We start from the raw sequence: 288 nt of genomic DNA on the forward strand, positions 1-288 counted from the left end.
GTAGTCGGTTTTGAGCCAGTGGTAGGGGCTGTCGGGGTTTGTGGTTCCGAGTAGTTGGGAGCCGTCTAGGCTGAGGCGGGATAGGAGCATGCGGAAGAAGGAGTCTGGGAGGACTGTTACTTCGTCTGCGTAGGCTAGGGCGACTGTTGCGCCGCGGATTTTTGTTTCTGCTGATTGGTCGTTGGCTCCGACTATGCTGACGGGTTTGCCGAGTATTTTTGCGGTTGGTGCGCCTTGCCTGTAGTTGATGGCTTTGGCTAGCCAGGCTAGTTCGGGGGTGGAGATTAT

The 288-nt window shown here is 56.2% G+C and carries 1 protein-coding gene; it reads right to left on the reverse strand.

All coding sequences use genetic code 11. The features are described from left to right. A partial coding sequence (locus tag QP415_RS11500; RefSeq protein ID WP_285100169.1) for a terminase large subunit domain-containing protein occupies window positions 1-288 on the reverse strand: 288 nt, incomplete at both ends.

The organism is Pauljensenia sp. UMB3104 (assembly GCF_030217285.1).
Lineage (GTDB): Bacteria > Actinomycetota > Actinomycetes > Actinomycetales > Actinomycetaceae > Pauljensenia.